This window comes from Nocardia sp. SSK8 (genome assembly GCF_037034205.1).
Taxonomy (GTDB): Bacteria; Actinomycetota; Actinomycetes; order Mycobacteriales; family Mycobacteriaceae; genus Nocardia.
In genome coordinates, this window is sequence record NZ_JBAGKD010000002.1 from 25,508 (window position 1) to 42,884 (window position 17,377).

Consider the following 17,377-nt stretch of genomic DNA (forward strand, 5'->3'; position numbering starts at 1 on the left):
CCCGATGAACGCAGTGTCCACCACCACGGCCGACTACGTCGTCGTGGGAACCGGCTCGGCCGGGGCGGTCGTCGCCGCCCGGCTCAGCGAGCGGTCCGGCAACGAGGTCGTCGCCCTGGAGGCGGGTCCGGCCGACACCAATACCTTCGCCCACATTCCGGCGGCGTTCTCCAAACTGTTCGAAACCGAGTGTGACTGGGCGTATCTCACCACCGAACAGCCCGCGCTCGGCAACCGGCGGATCTTCTATCCGCGCGGCAAACTGCTGGGTGGTTCGTCGTCGATGAACGCCATGATGTGGGTGCGTGGTTACGCGGCCGACTACGACGAGTGGGGCAGGCTGGCCGGGCCGGACTGGAGCTACGCGAAGGTCGCCGAGTACTTCGCACGCATCGAATCCGTCGAGGACGCCACCGAACCGGAGCACGGGCGCACCGGCCCGCTGCGCATCTCGCGTCAGCGCAGCCCCCGGCCGCTGACGGCGGATTTCCTCGCCGCCGTCGAGCACGCCGGTTTCAAGCAGGAACCCGCCAATACCGCGCAGCCGGAAGGGTTCTGCCAGACAATGGTCACCCAGCGGCGCGGCGCGCGCTGGAGCACCGCCGACGCCTACCTGAAGCCCGCCGTCAAGCGCCCCAACCTGACGGTGCGCACCGGCGCGCAGGTCACCCGGGTGCTGTTCGAGGGCACCCGCGCGGTCGGCGTCGAATACCAGACCGACGGCGCGACGCACATCGTGCGGGCCCGCGAGGAGGTCGTGCTCTGCGGCGGCGCGATCAACACCCCGCAGCTGCTGCAGCTGTCGGGCATCGGCGACGAGGAACAGCTGCGCGCCCACGGCATCGAGGTGCTGCACCATCTGCCGGAGGTGGGCCGCAATCTCACCGATCACCTGATCAGCCTGCTCGGTTTCGCCGCGGATTCCGACACGCTCTTCGACGCCGAGAAGCCGCGTCAGCTGGTGGACTACCTGGTCCGCCGCCGCGGCATGCTGACCTCCAATGTCGGTGAGGCCTACGGTTTCGTGCGCAGCCGCCCGGAACTCGAATTGCCGGACCTGGAGATCATTTTCGGCCCCGCGCCCTTCTACGACGAGGGCATCGGCGTCGCGCCCGGGCACGGCGTGGCGCTCGGCCCGATCCTGCTGCGCCCGCGCAGCCGCGGCACTGTCACGCTGAGCGGCGCGGACCCCCTGGCCAAGGCGATCGTCGACCCGAACTACCTGTCCGACCCCGACGGCGCCGACCGCGCCGCCCTGCTCGCGGGCCTGCGCATCGCCCACCGCATCGCTACCGCCGCGCCCCTCGGCCCCAAGCTCAGCGGATTCCTGCAGCCGAAACGCGAACAGCCCACCCTCGAGGAAACCCTCGAAGAGGCGCTGACCTGGCACTCGCACACGCTCTACCACCCCGTCGGCACCTGCCGCATGGGTAATGACGCGGCCAGCGTGGTGACCCCCGAGCTGACGGTGCGGGGCGTGTCCAACCTGCGTATCGCCGACGCCTCGGTGATGCCGAGCATCATCCGCGGTCACACCCACGCGCCCTCGGTGGTCATCGGCGAGAAGGCCGCCGACGCCATCCTCGCGGCACACCGCTGACCGCACCGCTCAGCGGCGCACGGCGGTGACCAGGGCGAAGGTCACCGCCACCACGCCGCGACGGCCTGATGGCCGAAGGCGAGACCCTCGACGCGGTCCAGCGCTCACCCGGCGGATCGGGCAGCGGCTGCGTGGCGGAGATGCCTACGGCGTCACGATGTCGAAGTCGGGGTCGGCCTGATCGGTGAGGTCGATGATCCGGGTCCAGGTGGCGGGGTCGAAGAGCTGGGTGACACTCATCGCCGGGGCCAGCCCGGCGCCCTGCGTGATGGGGGTGTGGAACGTGTCCTCGCGCAGTTCGTGGGCGCTGACGAGGAAACAGTTGCGCCAGGTCGCGTTCTCCGAGTAGTAGCCGTGGGTGTGCCACTTCGCGGCCAATGCCGGTGCCAGACTGACCTGTTCGGCGATATAGCGCGCCCAGATCCGCGCGTCGCGCACCTGGGCGCCGCGCAGGGTCAGCAGATTGTGCAGATTGTGGGTGGCGGCCCCGAGGCCCATCCCGACGCGGCCGAGCGGGCTTTTGGGCAGCTCACCGCCGGAGTAGTAGGCGCCGCGCCGCAGCATGGCGGTGCCCGCGTAGACGTTCTCGGAGACGGCGTGTTCCATGAAACGCGCCGGTGCCACGATCGGCACGGTGGTGTCGCGATCGACGACCCCGAGGACACCGCCGTAGTGGTCGATGTGCGGGTGGGTGTAGATCACCGCCGTCACCGCCCGGTCGCCGCGATGGGTCCGGTAGAGGGCGAGGGCGGCCGCCGCGGTCTCGGCGCTGATCAGCGGGTCGATGACGATCACGCCGTGGTCGGACTCGACCAGGGTCATGTTCGACAGATCCAGCCCGCGGACCTGATAGATCCCGTCGGTCACCTCGTAGAGTCCCTGGCGCGCGGTCAGCTGGCACTGCCGCCACAGGCTCGGATCCACGGTCTCGGCGCCGTCCGCCTCGAGGAACCGGTACGCGTCGATATCCCAGACCACGCGTCCGTCGGCGGCCTCGACGACCCCCGGATCCAAGGCGGCCACGAACCCGCGGTCGGCGTTCTCGAAACCGGTTCGGTCCGTGAAATCCGCGGGCATGGGGGCACCTTTCGGTTCGCGCCGGGTGTCGGTCTCTCGTCCCGACTCCGCGTCGCCCGGCGCGCGCCTGCTTGACCCGTGAGATCCGGCGCTCAGCGGAACGGGCGCAGGCCGATCATCGTGCGATCGGTAACCAGGGTGAGGCGGCCGTCCCCGGTGGCCGCGACGACGCTGTTGCCCGCGAAGGCATCGCGGTCGGTGTTCACCGCGCGGAAGGGGATGTCCCAGCGGGTTTCGCCGGTGCGCGGGTCCACGGCCCACAGGCCCTGTCCGTCGGTGAAGACGACATCGTCGCCGTCCCGGGTCGCGACGGTGCCCCGGCGCTCGGTGGTGGTGCGCCACAGGGTCGTTCCGGTGCGCAGGTCGAGGCCGGAGGTGGTTCCGCCGACCGGGTCGGACAGGACGGCGACATCGCCGAGCACAGCCACCACGGTGCCGTACCGGGTCGGGGTGCCCTGGTAATCGGCGGTGGAATACACCAGATCGGGGTTGGTCCAGCGGGCGGTGCCGTCGCGGCGGTCGTGGGCGGTGTCGTCGAGCAGGACCGGGATGGTGTCGTCGGTGGGCTCGTCGACGACCGGAGCGTGGACGCCGCCGCGATCGGAACTCGCCAGGACGCGGCCGGTGCGGTCGAGCAGGTCGATGCCGGTGACCCGGTAGGCCTCGCAGCGGGTGCGGATCAGTTCGACCAGCGCCGGTGTGGTGGTGGTGACCCGCGAGCACCCGTCGAGACGGGCGGTCCAGGTGGGGGCGCCCGTGTCGAGGTCGAAGCCGGTGGCGTCGGCGCCCAGGACGAACAGGCCCTGGCCGTGTGTCACGTCGAGCGCGTCGGACGGCAGATCCTCCCAGCCGGTGCCCATGGTGAACGGGCGGGTCCAGCGGGCATCCGGATCGGCGCGGCTGCCCGAACGCACCCGCACATCGTCGGATTCGACATCGCCCTCGGCGAGGTAGAGGTGCTCGCCGTCGACCGCGAGGGCGAAGATCGGCCACGGCACCGGGGTGCGGGTGACGGTGCCGTCGGCGAGGTCGTAGCCGACCAGGTCGCCGGGACCGGTCACCGGATCGGCGAAACAGAGCAGTTCACCGTCGAGCGGGACCGCCGCGCACCCACCGAGCTCGTCGGCCGGTGCCTGCCAGCGGGTATCGCCGGTGGCGGCGTCGATGCCGTACATGACCGCCTCGCGCAGGGCGATCGAGTCGTCGGTGGAGACGCCGATGACCGTCACCAGGGTGTCGCCCGCCCGGACGAATCCCGGCCCACCGAGATCGATGCTGGTGGCATCGACCGGGGAGCGGAACTCGGCGAACGCGCCACCGGACAGTGCCGCGGCGTCGATCGACCACGCCAGACCCGGTGCGGCAGCGTCGGTTCCGGTGATCTTGCGCAGCGGGTCCGGTGGGGTCAGCAGGACCGCGGCGGCGCCCGCGCCGGTGACGAGCGCGGTCACGGCGGCGAGCGCGAGGCCCCGGATTCCGGGTGCGAGGGTCATCGCGTCACCTCCAGGCCGGGGGTGAGCGCGATCGCCTCGAGCTGGGCGAGCGGCAGTGCCTGTCCGGGCTCCTCGGCGGTGGAACTCAGCGTCACCCGGGTGCCCGCGGGCCGGGTGACGGTCACCACCCGGCTGCTCCTGGACCGGGGGCCGTCGGCGGTCATGCTCGTCGAGACGTCGTCCCGAGTCTGCACGACCGTTCCGTCCGGCAGGGCACGGAAAGTCGTGCCGTCATCGGGCGAGGTCTGCTCCGGCAGTGGCTGACCCGCGGCGATCGTGACGGCCAGCCGGGACCGCTGCCCGTCGGTGATGACACCGACGACCTGGCACACCCCGTCGGTGTTGTAGGTGCCCGGACGCAGCTCGGTCAGCGGCCGGTCGAGGCCGTCGAGGCGTACCCCCGACAGGACCCGGCCGAGGCGTTCGGCGGTGGCCTGCGAAATCGGGTCGGACTGTTCGACGGCGACCGCGCACGGCTCGGGTGGCCCCGGTGTTCCCGGCGGCACCGGCGCACTCGTGCGCAGTCCCGGCGCGGTGGCCAGCGCGACCAGTTCGTCGCGGCTGATCGGCACCGTCCCCGTCGGCCGGGCGTCCCGGCCACCGGCATCGGTGCTGCCCGCGTCCACGATGCTGCCGTCGGCGAGATAGGCGGTCGCGCCGCGAGAAAGCGTGCGGACGCCGTCGACCTCCGACCAGGTATCGAGCAGATCGACGGTGGTCCCGTCGGGCAGCACCCGCCGTTCGTCGAGGCTGCCCGCCCGGCACGGCGGAACCGTCCCGTCGGCACGGACCGAGACGGATACCGAGCCGACGAGGTCGCCCCGGTGCACGTCGGCCGCGGCGAAGGTGCTGCTCCCGTATTTGTCGTCGGTATCGCCGATGATCGGCTCGAAGATCAGGGACCGGTCGAGCGACGCCCAGTCCACCACGACCTCCGGGGGCAGCGCCGCCCGCGCGGCCGCCGACATCGCGACCGCCTTGGGCCCGGAGAACCAGGGGAACGCCGGGTTGTCGTAGCCGAACTGCGACATCCCCACCCACCGGCCGACCAGTCCGCCCTCGGCGGGCGGTTCGACCTGATCGCAGCCGGGAATCGTCACCGGATACACGACCTTCGGCGTCCGGTAGGACGGCGGAGGCGCGGTGGGCGTGGTGACCCGGGTGGTCGTCGGTGGCGCGGTCGTCAGCTCGGGCTCGGGATCGTGCAGCAACCCACCCGCGATCACCCCGCAGGCCACCACCGACACACACAGCAACCCGACCGTCCACGCGGTCACCGCCCGCGACGGAATCCGCTCGTCGCCTCGCCTCTCGTCCTGCACCACGGGATCTCCCCTGTCCGCCACGTCGTCACCGAGGCGGCTACCCCCACCACGGGCCGGGCCATGCTAGCAACCCCGCGGTGAACCGCCTAGTCGTCGATGATCCGGGCCCGGATGCGGCGGATGAGCGAGCCCAGCCGTTCGACGGTGGCCTCGGTGGGATCGGTGAGCCGCAACTGGAGCAGCTCACGGATGGCGGCCTGGATGACGCGGGCCGTGTACTCGGGATCGGGGAGCCCGGGAAAGGTGCGCAGCAGCTCGGCGTGGAAGAACTGCTGGACGAAGCGCTGCGACTCGGCCATCCGCTGATACAGCTCCGGCGGCGCGCCTTCCGGCGGGAACAGGAACAGCCGCCAGGTGTTGGGGTGGGCGTCGACCGCGTGCAGCAACGCGGTGAACGCGTCGACGAAACGGTCGGGCTCCCGGGGATCGGTGTGCTCGGCGACGGACTCGGCGAACTGCAGGCCAGCGCGCTGCTGCTCCCGGTCGATGAGCGCGACGAACAGCCCGGCGAGATCACCGAACTGCTGGTAGAGCACCGGCCGGGTGATGCCCGCCGCGGCCGCGATCCGGTTGGGGGTGGCGGCGTGGAAGCCCTCGGCGGTGACGATCTCGTGGGTGACGTCGAGGATCTGCTCGCGCCGGTCGTGCGCGCTCATCCGTTTGCGGGCACCCGGCGATGTGGTCACCCTTGACACCATAACTGACAACCTGTCAGTGTCTTACTGACAAGGTGAAAGTTAAGGACAGCGATGACGCTCCACTACCCCGAACTGGCCCGGCGGGTCCGCAGCCAGCGCGAGCAGCAACCCGGCCTCTACGGCGCGATCGACTTCGACCGGACGCCGTACCGCTTCACCGCCGACCCGCGCGACAAGTCCTCGCTCCCCGCCTGGGTCGCCGCCCGCGAGCCGCTGCTGGGCGACGACCGCGTCGTCGAACTGATGCGCACGGCGACCCTGCTGGGTGACGCCGTCGCCGATCCCTACGCCGCCCTGGCCAGCCGCTACGGGGTGCGCGGCCTGATCGACATGCTCCAGCTGGCGTGCCGGTCCGGCATCGACGCGGTCCCGGACGCACCCGACGAACTGCGCGCCTTCCTCGCCGCCATGGAGGACACCCCGCCGTGGGTGGACATGGCCCTGGTGGAGGAGGGCGCGCGGCATTCGCGCGCCGCCGCGGCGTTCCTGTCCCCGTTCCTGATCCGCGGTGCCTTCCTGGCGACCTTCCTCAATACCTATGCGGCCCTGCCGATGACGCTCACCGGCGCCCTGTCCGGCCGTCGCGCCGCGCGCCGGGTGCACGAGACGGCGAGCTTCTTCGCGGTCACCACGGTGGCGAACGCCCTGGAACGGCACGGCCCCGGCTTCGAGGCGGCGGCCATGGTGCGGCTGATGCACTCGATGGTGCGCTACAACGCGCTCGTGCGGTCCGGGCGGTGGGATGCCGAGATCTACGGGATCCCGGTGCCGCAGGTCGACCAGATGCCCGCCGGGCTGATCAATATCTATCTGCTGGCCACCATCGCCGCCCGGCGCGGCCGCACCGAGTTCTCCCGGCACGATCGTGCCGTGCTCGAGTTCAGCCGCTACCGCTGCTTCCTGCTCGGCCTGCCCGAGGAACTCCTGCCGACCACGGTGACCGGCATTCTCGAGGTCTTCCACGGGCGCGCCGCCCTGCTGCGCGACGGCTTCGACGACGCCACCTGCGGCGAACTGGTCCGCTCCACCATGGCGGCCTACCTGCGCCCCGGCCGTGGGCCCGTCGACCGGATCGCCGATGCGGTGGAACGCAGCTGGAGCCGGGCGTTCTTCCTCGGTTTCTGCGGTGGCGACCGCGCGGCCGCGGCCGCGATGAGCGTGCGTTTCGGCCTCGGCGACGCCCTCCGGATCGCCCTGACCGCGCCTTTCGTGGTCGGCCGTTTCCTGGCCGTCGCCCGGACCGCGAACCATCCCCGGCTGCGCCGCGTCGTGGGCGCCTACACCAACCGGGTCCTGCGGAAACGTCTGGCGGAGTACGGGAACCCGGAATTCACCACCGACGACCGGCACTATCCGTCCGCACCCGCGGGCACTGCGGCCTCCCGCCCCCCGGCCTGATCGGCCGGTAGGCTCGTCCGGGCGACCTGCCGCACCGTGCGGCGACCCGACGACGGGAGTTGCTCGTGCAGATCGACCTGACCGGCAAGACCGCGCTCGTCACCGGCTCCACCCAGGGCATCGGGCTCGCCATCGCGGAGGGTTTGGCGCGCAGCGGCGCCCGGGTGGCAGTCAACGGCCGCACCGCGGCCCGGGTGGACACCGCCGTGGCCGCGGTGCGCGCGGCGGGCGGCGAGGCACTGGGCGTCACCGCCGACGTCACCACCGCCGAGGGCGTGGCGGCGCTGCTCGCCGAACTGCCCGCCGTCGACATCCTGGTGAACAATCTCGGCATCTTCGAGGCGGTCCCGGCCCACGAGATCACCGACGCGCAGTGGACCGTGTTCTTCGAGACCAATGTGCTCTCCGCCGTGCGCCTGATCCGCGCGTACCTGCCGGGCATGATCGAGAGCGGCTGGGGCCGGGCCATCCAGATCGCCAGCGATTCCGCGGTGGTCATCCCGCGGGAGATGATCCACTACGGCGTGTCCAAGACCGCCCTGCTCGCGGTGACCCGTGGTTTCGCCAAGGACGCCGCAGGCACCGGCGTCACCGTCAATTCCGTGATCGCGGGCCCGACCCACACCGCCGGGGTGGAGGACTTCGTGTACCAGCTCGTCGACCGCTCGGTGCCGTGGGAGCGGGCGCAACGCGAGTTCATGCGCGAGCACCGCCCGCAATCGCTGATCCAGCGGCTGATCGAGCCCACCGAGATCGCGAACATGGTGGTCTACCTGAGTTCGCCGCTGGCCTCGGCCACCACCGGCGGGGCGCTGCGGGTCGACGGCGGCTACGTGGACTCGATCCTGCCCTGACCTCAGCTCCCGGCCGCGGTGGCCAGCGCCGCGACGACCTCGCGCGCGACCCGGTCCCCGGATTCGATGGCGCCCTCGATGTACCCGGCGTGCTCGCTCGCGGTCTCCGCGCCCGCCCAGTGCACGGGACCCAGCGGGGTGGTTGGCCACGGGAAGTGGCCGTCGGTGTGCCCGGGTTCCGGCAGGGCGAGATAGCCGCCGCCCGCGTATTCGTCACGGTGCCAGGACTTCTCGTACCAGCCGCGCGGCGCGAGGATCTCCGGGCCGAGCCGCCCGGCGACCGCGCCGAGGATCCGGGCGCGACGGTCCTCGACGGTGAGGTCGTCGAGGGCGCGCGCCTCGGGACCCGCGACGAGGGCGCACAGGTGGCCGGGGCCGCCGGGGGCGGAGGAGTCGAAGTAGGCCGTACCCGGCGCGGTGAGGGTCATCAGCTCGGCATGGGTGCGCTCGCGCCAGAACGGGCGGTCGTAGACAGCGATCGCCTTGTAGACCGAGCCCATATACGTGTTGTCCTGCAGGCGGATTCGCTCCTGCGGCAGCGCCGGGTGGTGGGCGATGCGGGTCGCTGTCGGCGGCGGCACGGTGACGATCACCTTCGCCGCGCGATAGGTCCCGGACGCCGACTCGACGGTGGCGCCGGTCGTGTCGCGCCGGATCGCGGTGACCGGGCTGCCGAGCACGACGCGCTCGCCGAGCTCGGCGGCGAGCCGCTCGGCCAGCGTCCCGGCGCCCTCGACGAGCAGGCTGTCCTGCGCGCCCCCGGCGGTGGTGAGCATGCCGCGCAGCCCGCCCTGGAACCGGGCCATGTCCAGGAGGGCGCGGACCGAGAGGCGATCGGGATCGGCGGTGGTGGCCACCGCGGTGATCACCTCGAGCAGCCGCCGCGCCCGGCGGTGCGGCACGTGCCGCAACCACGCCTGCACGCTCTGGTCCCGCCACGACCGGGGCACGCCGAGCCGCGACGCGGTTTCCCAGGCCAGCAGGACGGCGGTGGCGGTCACGGCCGTCGGGCTGTAGTTCGGCACGGCGGTGTCGCCGTCGAGGATCGTGGGCAGCGTGGGGGTGCGCATCGGGTAGACGGTCGCGCCGAGGTCGGCGGCCAGTGCGGTGAAGCGGTGGTGACCGTGGCCGATCCACTGCCCGCCGAGGTCGACGCGCGAGCCGAGCACGGTGGTCTCGGCCAGCACGCGCCCGCCGGGACGCGGCGCGGATTCGAGCACGACCACATCGACGCCGTGGCGGTGGAGTGCGCGGGCGGCGACCAAGCCGGACATGCCCGCGCCCACGACGACGACCTGCGGATCGGGGTGCTGCTGAGTCATCTCGTTCCACTCCTCAAGTCATACGCTTGTATGAGTTCACGATAGAGCGGGATCGACCGGCCGCGCAAGGGTTCGCGGCGGAGCGACGCTATCCGGTGACCGGCGGGCCCGGGCGCCGGCCGCGCGCGACCGGCTGCGGGTCGGCGAACAGCACGAGCATCTCGATGGCCTGGTCCAGGTCGCGCCGGGCGCGGATCGGGTCGGGGTTGGCCGCGTATTGCAGGATGAGCCCGTCGATCTGGGCGAGCGCCAGCCGGCCGATAGTCTCGAAACCGACCGCGCAGCGCTCGCCCGCAGCGCGCGCCGCCTGCTCGCAGAACTCGGTGACGGCGGTGGTGTAGCGCTCGTACTGCAGCCGGGCCAGACTGCCGTCGGTCTCGCTGCGCAGCGAGTATGTCATCAGTTCGTACTGCATGATCTGCAAGCCCGCGTGGTCGTCGACCAGGCGTTCCCAGAATCCCGTTACCCCTTGGCGCAGCGCGTATTCCACGCCCCGGTCGAGGACGCCCTGTGCCCGCAGCGCCTCGGCGATGTCGTCGATCAGCCGGGTGATGACCGCGCGCAGCAGCTTGTCCTTGGACGGGAACACATACTGCAGCGTGCCCAGCGGGACCTCGGCCCTGGCGGCGACCGCGCGCAGCGTCGTCGCGGGCACGCCCACCTCGCTGAGCACGCTGACGGCCGCCGCGACGATCTGTTCCTCGCGCTCGGAAGCCCTGACGTAAACCACGCGATCTCCTCATCTGCACGCCGCACGAATATCGCCACAACTCTTGCACACCCTCTGACCGTGACCTATCTTACAGTCATACAGATGACCGAGTTTCTTCGAAAGGTCCCGAGATGACCGATGTCGATGTTGTCGTGGTGGGTGCCGCGCTGGCCGGGGTGACCGCCGCCCGGGTGTTGCGGGACGCGGGCCGGACGGTCCGGGTGCTGGAGGCGCGCGACCGGGTCGCGGGCCGCACCTACGGTGGCACCCTGGCCAACGGCGTGCCGGTGGAACTGGGCGGGCAGTGGATCGGCCCGTCCCAGACCGCGGTCCGCGCGCTGATCGACGAACTGGGCCTGCCGACCTTCCCCACCTACGACACCGGCGACGCGCTGACGCGCTATCGCGGCACCGTGACCCGCTACGGCGACGCGACCTTCGGCCTGTCCGGCGCCGCGGCCGGGGAGGTGGGCCGGATGCAGGCCGAGCTGGAGGCACTCGCCGGGACGGTGTCGCTGTCGGCACCGTGGACCACACCCGAGGCCGCCGAGCTGGATCGCCGCACTCTCGACGAATGGTTGCGCGGCGCCACCACCGACACCGAGGCGCTGGCCTTCTGGGGCGCGGTCGTGCCTGCGGTGTTCTCGGCCGAACCGGCGGAGATGTCGCTGCTGCACTTCCTGTTCTATATCAAGTCCGGCGGCCTGATCGATATGCTCGTCGGCGTCACCGGCGGCGCCCAGGACTCGCGGGTGGTCGGCGGCACGCATCGGATCGCCGAGGAAGTGGCCGCGGATCTCGGCGCGGCGGTCGTCACCCTGAACGCGCCGGTCTACGCGATCGCCCAGGACGAGAACGAAGTGCGCGTCTCCACCCCGGAGCGCACGGTCAGCGCCGGGCACGTCATCGTGGCCATCCCACCGACGCTGGCCGGTCGCCTCGTCTACCGCCCGGCACTGCCCGCCCAGCGCGACGGGCTCACCCAGCAGATCCCGATGGGGTCGGTGATCAAGGTCCAGATCGCCTATCCCACCCCGTTCTGGCGCACCAGCGGCCTGAGCGGTTTCGCCTTCGACCTCGACGGCGCCCTCAGCGTCACCCTCGACAACTCCCCACCGGACGGATCATGCGGCGTCCTCGTCGGTTTCTTCGAGGGCGCGCACGCCCGCACCGCCGCCCGCTGGAGTGCGGAGGAACGCCGCGCGGTCGCCGTCGCCACCCTCACCGACCTGTTCGGCCCCCAGGCCGCCGCCCCCACCGACTACCTCGAACAGGACTGGACCGCCGAGGAATTCACCCGCGGCTGCTATGGCGGCCGCCTGGGCGCGGGCGCCTGGACCCAGTACGGCCCGGCACTCGCCGAACCGGTCGGCCGCATCCACTGGGCAGGCGCCGAGACCGCCGACATCTGGAACGGCTACATGGACGGCGCCGTCCGCTCCGGTCGACGCGCCGCGGCCGAAATCCTGGACCGGCTGTCCTCCTGAGCCCCGACGACCTGTCGCCCTGACGGCGGTCGTCAACGCGGCGGTGGTCGGTGTGGCGGTCGGCGTGGTCATGATCGGCCGAGGGCTCGGTCCAGGTAGCGGTAGGTTGGCGGGACAGCCGCGCCGCGTGAGAAGGAGGCACACCAGCATGGAGCTCGCATTGTCGACCACCCTGCACACCGGCTTCGACGAGGCCGTCGAACGCACCCGCGAAGCCCTGGCCGCCCAGGGGTTCGGGGTGCTCACCGATATCGACCTGCGCTCGACGCTGAAAACCAAGATCGACGCCGAGATCGAGGACTACCGGATCCTCGGCGCGTGCAACCCGCCGCTGGCGAACCAGGCGGTCGGCGCCAATGCGCAGATCGGCCTGCTGCTGCCGTGCAACGTCCTCGTCCGCCGCGACCGTGAGGACCCTGCCGCTGTCGTCGTCGAGGCCATGAACCCGGCGCTGATGGTGCAGGTCACCGGTGATCCGGCGCTCGAGGCGGTCGCGGCCGAGGCCACCGCGAAACTGCGGGCGGCCATCGACACGCTGGCGAGTGGGACCTAAGCCGAGCGTTCGATGACGACCGTGAGGTTCTTCATGATCGGCTGATCGCTCTGCGTGCTGAAGTCGCCGATCGCGCACAGTACGTTGAGCTCGGGCATGTACCCGGCCGCGCAGCCGCGCGGGATGTTGTACGGGACGACCTTGTAGCGCTGCACCGACCGCCTGCTGCCGTCGCGGGCGATGCTGGTGATGTCGACCTCGTCGAATTCCGACAGACCGCGCTCGCGCATGTCGTCGCGGTTCATGAAGACCAGGGTGCGCAGATTCTTGATGCCGCGGTAGCGGTCGTCGTCGGAGTAGATGGTGGTGTTCCACTGGTCGTGTGAGCGCACCGTCGCCAGCGACAGCGTGCCGGGCTCGGGGGTCGTATCGGGCAGCGCCGCCGTCGAGAATTCGGCCTTGCCGCTCGGCGTGAGGAAGATCAGTTCCCGCGCGGGCTGCTTGATCCGGAACCCCAGCGGCAGGCGCACCCGGCGGTTGAAGTCCTCGAAACCGTCCAGCACCTCGGCCATGGTGTCGCGGATCCGGTCGTAGTCCTCGACGTAGTGCTCCCACGCGGTCGTGCTGTCCGGCAGCGCGGCCCGGGCGATACCGGCGACGATCGCGGGCTCGGACCGCAGATGCGGGGAGGCGGGCTTCTTCATCCCCTTCGACAGGTGCACCATCGCCATCGAGTCCTCCACCGAGGTCTGCTGCAGGCCGCCCCGCTGCTCGTCGCGCTCGGTGCGGCCCAGGCACGGCAGGATCAGCGCGCGGGTGCCGTGCACGAGATGACTGCGGTTGAGCTTGGTGCTCACCTGGATGGTGAGGTCGCACTTGCGCAGCGCCTCGAAGGTGTAGGCGGAGTCGGGTGCGGCCAACGCGAAATTGCCGCCCATGGCCATGAACACCCGCAGCTTGCCCGCCTGCATCGCCTCGATGGTGCCGACCACGTCGTAACCGTTCGCCCGGGGCGCGGTGATCCCGCAGACCTCGTCGAGCCGGTCCAGGAATCGCGCGGGCGGAGTGTTGTCGATGCCGCAGGTGCGATTGCCCTGCACATTGCTGTGCCCGCGCACCGGCGACGGACCCGCCCCCTCGCGGCCCAGATTGCCGCGCAACAGCAGCAGGTTCACGATCTCGCGAATGGTGTCGACGCCGTGTTCGTGCTGGGTCACGCCCAGGCACCAGCTGATGATGCTGCGGTCGGCCTCGCCGTACACCCGCGCCGCCTCGCGCACCTCGGCTTCGGTGAGCGCGGACTGTTCCTCGATCAGCGACCACGGGGTGGCCGCCACCGCGGCCCGATACTCCTCGAAGCCGTGCGTGTAGCGCTCGATGAACTGCTGGTCGAGCGCGTGCGGATCGGACGCGGCCTGCTCGAGCACGGCCTTCGCCATGCCGCGCAGCAGCGCGAAATCGCCGCCGATGCGCGGCTGAAGATTGAGCGTGGAGGTGCTGGTGGCGTGGAAGGTGGCCATGTTCCGGAACTCGTGCGGGATGATCGTGCGGGTCGCGCCCGCCTCGACCAGCGGATTGATGTGCACGATCCGCGCGCCGCGGCGATCGGCCTCGGCCAGCGCCGTCAGCATGCGCGGGGCGTTGGACGCGGCGTTGACGCCCAGGATGAACAGCGCGTCGGTGGTCTCCCAGTCCGCCAGATCGCAGGTGCCCTTGCCGGTGCCCAGCGCGGCCTGCAGCGCCCGCCCGCTGGCCTCGTGACACATGTTCGAGCAGTCGGGCAGATTATTGGTGCCCAATTCGCGCGCCATCAGCTGGTAGAGGAAGGTGGCCTCGTTGCCGAGCCGGCCGGAGGTGTAGAAGGCAGCCTGATCGGGGTCGTCGAGTTCGCGCAGCGCCGTGCCCGCCAGCGCGTAGGCGTCGGCCCAGCTGATCGGGACGTAGTGGTCGGTGTCCGGGTCGTAGCTCATCGGCTCGGTGAGCCTGCCCTGGTTCTCCAGGTCATGGTCGCTCCAGGTGGCCAGCTCCGAGACACTGTGCCGGGCGAAGAATTCCGGCCCCACCCGCTTGTGCGTCATCTCCCAGGTGACGTGCTTGATGCCGTTCTCGCAGATATCGAGATGGATGCCCTTGATCGAATCCGGCCAGGCGCACCCGGGGCAGTCGAAACCGCCGTTCTCATGGTTCATCTTCAGGATGGCGCGGGAACCGAGAATCGGTTCCTTCTCTTTCCCGATCATGAACTCGGTGACCGATTTCGCGGCACCCCAGCCAGCGGCGGGATGGTGATAAGGCTTGAATTCCGGACTGTCGCCGGAGTCGATCCGATTGCTGGAATCGATGGCCATGACAATCCCTTCGACGACGTCGGAAAACACCATTTCAGGTACCAGCTCGAATCGTACTCGCGCGCGCCCCGGAATCCGTGCCCGCCGCCGCGAGCGCGCGATAGAGACTCGCCGGGCCCAGCCCCCGCGACAATCCGAGGATCAGCGCCGCGCACCCGAGCCCGGACAGCACCATGCCGGTGGCGAACAGCGCCGGATACCCGGCCGCCTCGCCGACGATGCCCGCCGCCATCCCCGCCACGCCCTGCACGACCACCACCGCGCAGGCCAGCAGCGTGTAGTCGCTGCCCGCGTACGCGCGCTCGGCGGCGTCCATCATGAGCGCGAACACCGCGACCGTGGCGGCGCCACCGAAAATGTGCTCGGCCAGCCCGGCCGCGACGAGCAGTTCGACTCCGCCGAAGCCCAGCGCCGCGACCAGGTACAGCGCGATGCTCGCGGTCTGGGTGATCCCGCCGATCAGCAGGGCGTGGCGGCGGCCGAAGCGGTAGGCCAGCCAGCCGCCGAACGCCGCTCCGGCCAGCGCGCCCGCCGAGGACAGCACGCCCTTGATCAGCGCGATCTGCCCGAGATCCAGGCCCCGGTCGGACAGGAACGGACCGGTCAGCGCGGAGGCCATCGAGTCGCCGAACTTGAACGCGGCGATCAGGGCGATGAAGGTCAGGATGCCCGGGCGCCGCAGCCGGGTGAGCCAGGTGCCCAGCAGTTCGGTGGGGCGCGGGCGCGGGGGCCGGTCCCCGGCCGGTTCGCGCAGCAGCCACACCGGCACGGTGGTGACGACGAGCAGCAGCGCCATCGCCACGAACACCATCCGCCAGCCCGCCAGCGCGAACACCCACAGCAGCGCACCGCCACCCACGATCATCCCGATCCGGTACGCGCCGACCTGGATGCCGTTGCCCAGCCCGCGTTCGCGCGGGCCGAGCAGCCGCACCGCGAGCCCGTCGGTGGCTACGTCCTGGGTGGCCGAGAGCAGATTCACCACGACGATGCCCGCGAACAGCCAGCGCAGCGAGGCCGACAGGTCCAGGCAGGCCAGCACCGCCGCGACGGCCGCCGCCGAGAGCTGCAGGACCAGCAGCCAGGTGCGCCGGGTGCCGTACCGGTCGACATACGGCGCCCACAGGAACTTCAGCGCCCACGGCAGGAACAGCACCCCCGAGGCGCTGATCACCACCAGCGAATAGCCCGATTCGCGCAGCACCACCGGCAGCGCCTGGGTGAAGAAGCCGAACGGCAGCCCCTGCGCGAAGTACAGCGACGACAACAGAAACAGCGTGCCTGCGGTGATCACACCCGGTCGGGTGGCGGTGCTCATCAGCCCATCGTCGCAGAGTGCGCACCAGGGCACCGGGCGCGCACGCACGGTGAGCGAAACGCGCTACGTCAGGATCTCGACGTAGCCCTCGGTGCCGTGCACCCGAATGCGCTGCCCGTCGCGGATGCGGGCGGTGGCGTGTTCCACGCCGACCACGGCGGGCAGCCCGTATTCGCGGGCGATCACCGCACCGTGGGTCATCAGCCCGCCGACCTCGGTCACCAGGCCCGCGACGGCCACGAACAACGGCGTCCAGCTCGGATCGGTGTAGGCGGTGACCAGGATGTCGCCCGGATCCAGATCGGCCCGCGCGAGATCGGTGACCACCCGTGCCCGCCCCTCGACCGTGCCCGCCGAGACCGCCGTTCCGGGCAGCGCGCCCGCGGGCAGATCCGCGCGCCGGTAGGCGCCGGTGAGCGCCTCTCCGTCGGAGGTGAGTACCCGTGGCGCGGTGAGGGATTCGAATCTCCGGAACTCGGCCCGTCGCGCGGCGATCAGGCCCGCGTCGGCGCGTCGGGTGGCGACGACCTCGGCGAGTTCGTCGAGCCGGAGGTAGAAGATGTCGTCGGGGGCTGCCAGCACCCCGGCCGCCACGAGCCGGTCGGCCTCACCGAGCAGCGCCTGCTTGTAGACGGCGTACCGGCGCACCATCCCGTACTTCGGGTACTCGCGGTAACCCGAGAACGCGCGGACGCGGTCGATCATCCGGTCGGTCTCGGCGGCCTTGCGCTCGCCGTCGGGCAGGGCGCGCAACAGGCCGAGCAGCCGTCGCCGGTCCCGTTCGGCGTCGGCCCGGCCGTCCTCGAAGCGCTGTGCTCCCGCACCGGGCGCGAAGTTGCGGATATTGCCGAGCAGGATCGGCACGAGCGTGGTGGGTTCCTCGCGCCAGCGCGGCCGGGTGATGTCGATCTCGCCCGCGCAGCGCATCCCGTACTTGTCGAGGAAGTCCTCGACGGCGGCGCGGGCGGCCTGCCCGCCGGGCCGATCGGCCAGCTCGTCGAGGAAATCGCCGGTGGTCCCGGTCTCCTCGACCTGCCGCAGGTACGCCACGACCGCCGGGCGCGGGCGCAGCACATCGGCGACATCGAGCAGCGCCAGCCCCATCTCCGAGGTGATGTTGCCGGGCACCGACTGGGTGAGCGCGTCGGCGGCGTTCTTCTCCCCGAGCCATTCCCGCAACCGGTCGTTGAGCCAGGTGGTCGCGCCCATGGCCACCATGATCAGCCGCAGGCTCTGCGGGCTGAACAGGTCG

At 71.1% G+C, this 17,377-nt stretch carries 13 protein-coding genes and 1 pseudogene; 5 read left to right on the forward strand and 9 right to left on the reverse strand.

Annotated features, from left to right (window positions below; genetic code table 11):
- The first annotated feature begins 4 nt into the window (after nucleotides 1-4).
- Nucleotides 5-1,600, forward strand: a complete 1,596-nt coding sequence (locus WA675_RS03670) for a GMC family oxidoreductase (RefSeq protein ID WP_336081926.1) — start codon at nucleotides 5-7, stop codon at nucleotides 1,598-1,600.
- 387 nt (nucleotides 1,601-1,987) lie between these two features.
- Here the strand turns inward: WA675_RS03670 and WA675_RS03675 are convergent.
- The 4 genes and pseudogenes from WA675_RS03675 to WA675_RS03690 all read right to left on the reverse strand — a co-directional run.
- Nucleotides 1,988-2,677 (reverse strand): annotated as a pseudogene (locus WA675_RS03675) (MBL fold metallo-hydrolase); the annotation flags it as partial.
- 92 nt (nucleotides 2,678-2,769) lie between these two features.
- Nucleotides 2,770-4,170, reverse strand: a complete 1,401-nt coding sequence (locus tag WA675_RS03680; protein ID WP_336081928.1) for an outer membrane protein assembly factor BamB family protein — start codon at nucleotides 4,168-4,170, stop codon at nucleotides 2,770-2,772.
- Complete coding sequence (locus WA675_RS03685) at nucleotides 4,167-5,495, reverse strand: hypothetical protein (RefSeq protein WP_336081930.1); 1,329 nt, start codon at nucleotides 5,493-5,495, stop codon at nucleotides 4,167-4,169. Before WA675_RS03685 ends, WA675_RS03680 begins: the two co-directional genes overlap by 4 nt.
- Nucleotides 5,496-5,581: 86 nt before the next feature.
- Entirely contained in the window at nucleotides 5,582-6,151 is a 570-nt protein-coding gene (locus tag WA675_RS03690) for a TetR/AcrR family transcriptional regulator (RefSeq protein WP_336082817.1), read from the reverse strand.
- Nucleotides 6,152-6,244: 93 nt separating this feature from the next.
- On the opposite strand from WA675_RS03690, the gene WA675_RS03695 reads away from it, so the two are divergent.
- Entirely contained in the window at nucleotides 6,245-7,591 is a 1,347-nt protein-coding gene (locus tag WA675_RS03695) for a DUF2236 domain-containing protein (protein ID WP_336081931.1), read from the forward strand.
- Nucleotides 7,592-7,656: 65 nt separating this feature from the next.
- Nucleotides 7,657-8,445: an SDR family NAD(P)-dependent oxidoreductase gene (locus WA675_RS03700; RefSeq protein WP_336081932.1), complete on the forward strand. Its 789-nt coding sequence runs from the start codon at nucleotides 7,657-7,659 to the stop codon at nucleotides 8,443-8,445.
- Between the two features lie 2 nt (nucleotides 8,446-8,447).
- Here WA675_RS03700 and WA675_RS03705 read toward each other — a convergent pair whose 3' ends face one another.
- Together WA675_RS03705 and WA675_RS03710 are read right to left on the reverse strand one after the other, a co-directional pair.
- On the reverse strand, nucleotides 8,448-9,767 hold the full coding sequence (locus WA675_RS03705) for a flavin monoamine oxidase family protein (RefSeq protein ID WP_336081934.1): 1,320 nt from the start codon (nucleotides 9,765-9,767) through the stop codon (nucleotides 8,448-8,450).
- An 88-nt stretch (nucleotides 9,768-9,855) separates the two neighbouring features.
- Nucleotides 9,856-10,497, reverse strand: coding sequence for a TetR/AcrR family transcriptional regulator (locus WA675_RS03710; protein ID WP_336081935.1), 642 nt, complete (start codon nucleotides 10,495-10,497; stop codon nucleotides 9,856-9,858).
- Between the two features lie 113 nt (nucleotides 10,498-10,610).
- On the opposite strand from WA675_RS03710, the gene WA675_RS03715 reads away from it, so the two are divergent.
- Both WA675_RS03715 and WA675_RS03720 read left to right on the forward strand, forming a co-directional pair.
- The gene (locus WA675_RS03715; RefSeq protein ID WP_336081937.1) at nucleotides 10,611-11,966 is read left to right on the forward strand and encodes a flavin monoamine oxidase family protein; all 1,356 of its coding nucleotides are present in this window, start codon (nucleotides 10,611-10,613) and stop codon (nucleotides 11,964-11,966) included.
- A gap of 148 nt (nucleotides 11,967-12,114) precedes the next feature.
- Nucleotides 12,115-12,519, forward strand: coding sequence for a DUF302 domain-containing protein (locus tag WA675_RS03720; protein WP_336081938.1), 405 nt, complete (start codon nucleotides 12,115-12,117; stop codon nucleotides 12,517-12,519).
- Here WA675_RS03720 and WA675_RS03725 read toward each other — a convergent pair.
- The 3 genes from WA675_RS03725 to WA675_RS03735 all read right to left on the reverse strand — a co-directional run bounded on the left by WA675_RS03725 (nucleotide 12,516) and on the right by WA675_RS03735 (nucleotide 17,334).
- Complete coding sequence (locus tag WA675_RS03725) at nucleotides 12,516-14,807, reverse strand: FdhF/YdeP family oxidoreductase (RefSeq protein WP_336081940.1); 2,292 nt, start codon at nucleotides 14,805-14,807, stop codon at nucleotides 12,516-12,518. The genes WA675_RS03720 and WA675_RS03725 overlap by 4 nt on opposite strands.
- A 34-nt stretch (nucleotides 14,808-14,841) precedes the next feature.
- A complete protein-coding gene (locus tag WA675_RS03730) occupies nucleotides 14,842-16,125 on the reverse strand; it encodes an MFS transporter (RefSeq protein ID WP_336081941.1) in 1,284 nt (427 codons plus the stop codon).
- Nucleotides 16,126-16,188: 63 nt separating this feature from the next.
- Nucleotides 16,189-17,334 carry a PEP-utilizing enzyme gene (locus WA675_RS03735; protein WP_336081942.1) on the reverse strand — a complete coding sequence of 382 codons (1,146 nt, stop codon included), beginning with the start codon at nucleotides 17,332-17,334 and terminating at the stop codon, nucleotides 16,189-16,191.
- Nucleotides 17,335-17,377: the final 43 nt, after the last annotated feature.

What these genes read in the sequence shown, in the direction of transcription:
- WA675_RS03690 (WP_336082817.1), bottom strand. Translation starts at nt 6,151, where the DNA reads ATGAGCGCGCACGACCGGCGCGAGCAGATCCTCGACGTCACCCACGAG.
- WA675_RS03680 (WP_336081928.1), bottom strand. Translation starts at nt 4,170, where the DNA reads ATGACCCTCGCACCCGGAATCCGGGGCCTCGCGCTCGCCGCCGTGACC.
- WA675_RS03735 (WP_336081942.1), bottom strand. Translation starts at nt 17,334, where the DNA reads ATGGGCGCGACCACCTGGCTCAACGACCGGTTGCGGGAATGGCTCGGG.
- WA675_RS03670 (WP_336081926.1), top strand. Translation starts at nt 5, where the DNA reads ATGAACGCAGTGTCCACCACCACGGCCGACTACGTCGTCGTGGGAACC.
- WA675_RS03725 (WP_336081940.1), bottom strand. Translation starts at nt 14,807, where the DNA reads ATGGCCATCGATTCCAGCAATCGGATCGACTCCGGCGACAGTCCGGAA.
- WA675_RS03730 (WP_336081941.1), bottom strand. Translation starts at nt 16,125, where the DNA reads ATGAGCACCGCCACCCGACCGGGTGTGATCACCGCAGGCACGCTGTTT.
- WA675_RS03695 (WP_336081931.1), top strand. Translation starts at nt 6,245, where the DNA reads ATGACGCTCCACTACCCCGAACTGGCCCGGCGGGTCCGCAGCCAGCGC.
- WA675_RS03715 (WP_336081937.1), top strand. Translation starts at nt 10,611, where the DNA reads ATGACCGATGTCGATGTTGTCGTGGTGGGTGCCGCGCTGGCCGGGGTG.
- WA675_RS03720 (WP_336081938.1), top strand. Translation starts at nt 12,115, where the DNA reads ATGGAGCTCGCATTGTCGACCACCCTGCACACCGGCTTCGACGAGGCC.
- WA675_RS03705 (WP_336081934.1), bottom strand. Translation starts at nt 9,767, where the DNA reads ATGACTCAGCAGCACCCCGATCCGCAGGTCGTCGTCGTGGGCGCGGGC.